Annotated in this window: 1 protein-coding gene and 1 pseudogene; both read left to right on the plus strand. The window is 71.3% G+C overall.

The features are described 5' to 3' along the window. Positions 1-43 precede the first annotated feature (43 nt). On the plus strand, positions 44-1,840 hold the full coding sequence (locus AC1DRP_RS36145) for a type I secretion system permease/ATPase (protein ID WP_441509185.1): 1,797 nt from the start codon (positions 44-46) through the stop codon (positions 1,838-1,840). Continuing rightward, positions 1,837-2,695 (plus strand): annotated as a pseudogene (locus AC1DRP_RS36150) (hypothetical protein); the annotation flags it as partial. The gene AC1DRP_RS36145 and the pseudogene AC1DRP_RS36150, both read left to right, overlap by 4 nt.

The raw sequence follows: 2,695 nt of genomic DNA on the forward strand, positions 1-2,695 counted from the left end.
CCGCCTTCCTGCCGACTGCTTCTCCTTTTGACGGTTTGCGATCATGGCACCTTCCAAGGCACAGACCTCCGCCCGCAAGCGCGATGCCGCCAGGCTGACGCTCGGCTTCCGCTCCGCCTTCCTCTTCCTGTTYGCGGTCTCGGGGCTGATCAATGTGCTGGCGCTGACCGGCTCATTCTACATGCTGCAGGTCTATGAYCGGGCGCTGACCTCGGGCAGCGTCCAGACGCTGGCGGCGCTCTCGGCGCTGGCGATYGGGCTCTATTTGTTCCAGGGCGCCTTCGACGTGATCCGCTCGCAGGTGCTGGTCCGGGTCGGGGCCCGGCTCGACAAGGATATCGCGCCGCTGGCGCACCGGGTGGCGATCGACATGCCGCGYTTCGGCTTYTCGAGCACCGAGGCGCTGGAGCGCGGGCGCGATGTCGACACGGTGCGCGGCTTCCTCGGCAGCCAGGGGCCGGGCGCGCTGTTCGACCTGCCCTGGATCCCGCTYTATCTCGCCTTCGCCTATTTCCTGCACCCCTGGCTCGGCGCGCTGACGCTGGCGGGCGCSGTGGTGCTGACCCTGCTGACGGTGGCGAGCGAGATCCTGACCCGCCGGCTCAACGGCACGACGCGCCAGGCGGCGATCACCCGCGGCGCGATCGCCGATTCCAATGCCCGCAATGCCGAGGTGCTGAAGGCGATGGGCTTTGCCGACCGGGCGGTCGAGCGCTTCAACCTTGCCAACCGCGARCATCTGGCGCTGCAGACCAAGGCCAATGACCTCGGCGGCAGCCTGGGCGCGGTCTCGCGCGTGCTGCGCATGATCCTGCAATCGGCGATCCTCGGGATGGGCGCCTATCTGACGATCAAGGGCGAGCTCTCGGCCGGSGCGATCATCGCCTCCTCGGTCGCCTCGTCGCGGGCRCTGGCGCCGGTCGATCTCGCGATCGCCAACTGGAAGTCCTTCGTCGCGGCACGCGCCGCCTTCCAGCGCCTGCGCGAGACGGTGGTGGCGCTGAGCCAGGCKGTGGTGCCGATGCAGCTGCCGGCGCCGGTCGGCGCGCTCAAGGTCGACAAGATCACGGTCGCCGCCCCGGTCTCGGGCCAGGTCCTGCTCAGCGAGGTCGGCTTCGACCTGAAGGCCGGCACGGCGCTYGGCCTGATCGGCCCGAGCGGCGGCGGCAAGACGACGCTGGTGCGGGCCCTGACCGGGATCTGGCCGTGCCTGCGCGGCTCGGTCCGGCTCGACGGCGCCGAGCTGGCGCAATGGCCGGAGGCCAGCCTCGGSCGCTTCATCGGCTATCTCCCGCAGGAGGTCAGCCTGCTCGATGCCAGCGTCGAGGAGAACATCTCGCGGCTCTCGGCTGAGAGCGACGCCGCCGGGGTCGTGGCGGCRGCSAAGGCGGCCGGCATCCACGAGATGRTCGTRCGKCTGGCCGATGGCTACCAGACCCAGCTCGGGCCGCAAGGCGCGGCGCTCTCGGCCGGCCAGCGCCAGCGCATCGGCCTGGCGCGGGCGCTCTACGGCAACCCCTTCCTGGTCGTCATGGACGAGCCGAACTCGAAYCTCGACGGCGAGGGCGAGAGCGCGCTCAAGGCGGCGATCGAGACGGTCAAGGAGCGCGGCGGCATCGCGATCATCGTGGCGCACCGGCCRAGCGCGCTCGCCGCCGTCGACTTCGTCGGCGTCATCCAGAACGGCAAGCTCGCCGCCTTCGGGCCGCGCAACGAGATCCTGACCCCGGCGACGACGCAGGTCGCCCCGGCCAGCACGCCGGCAGCACCGCTGCGGATGCCGCAGGCCAGTCCTATCGCAGCTCCCTTCAAGCCTGCGCATGAACGGGTGTCGGCATGATCGAGATCARRACCCTCAAGGCCCCGGCGCCGGGCGCGCCSKCCGCGGAGCAGAGCTACCGCAAGATCACCGACGAGGACGYGGCGCCGTCSTCGCGCTGGCCGGCGCTGGTCGTGCTCGCGCTGACCGCGGTCGCGATCTACGTCAAGAGCCTCTTCCCCAGCCACGCCAAGTCCGATCTCGGTCCGCCCACYGAGMCCCCGGGCGAGGATGCGGCTGGGGGAGGCCCCTCGAGGCAGGCGCAGGCCGAGGAGGCGGACAAGGAGGCCGAGGACGAGACCGGAGCAATCAAGAAAGGGCCCGAGGACGACCCGGCGCTCGGCTCCGGCGGCCAGGCKGTCGGCACGGSCGGGCTTGCCGCCTTCCTCGGCATCGATTCCCCGCCGATCGACTATGAGCAGCTGCCGCTGCGCCGCTTCTCGCCGGCCAAGCTCGAGGATGTCTTCGGSGAYCCGGCSAGCAATGACAACCTGACGCTCAGCCATGGCGGCGGCCTCTCCGGCAGTGCCGGCTCTGGCGGTGGCCATGACTTCGAGGGGATCGCCTCGGCCGGCGGCGGCTCGGGCGGCCACCACCCCGGCCCGGGCGGCCATTCCGGCCCGGGCGGCGAGAACCCTGGCGGACCCGGTGGCGAGAATCCCGGCGGTCCCGGTGGCCCCGGGAGCCCGCGCAGCAACCGCGCCCCGCTGCTTGCCGGTGTGGTCAGCCTGCGCAGCATCGGGCGCTGCGAGACGTTGCTGATCACCGCGATCGGACTGCTCGCAGGGGCGCTGGATCCTGATGGCGATGTGCTGGCGATCCGCAATCTCACCGCCTCCAGCGGCACGCTGACCGCGGTCGAGGGTGGCTGGGAGT

The sequence above is a fragment of the Allobosea sp. 01N443 genome (assembly GCF_056399325.1).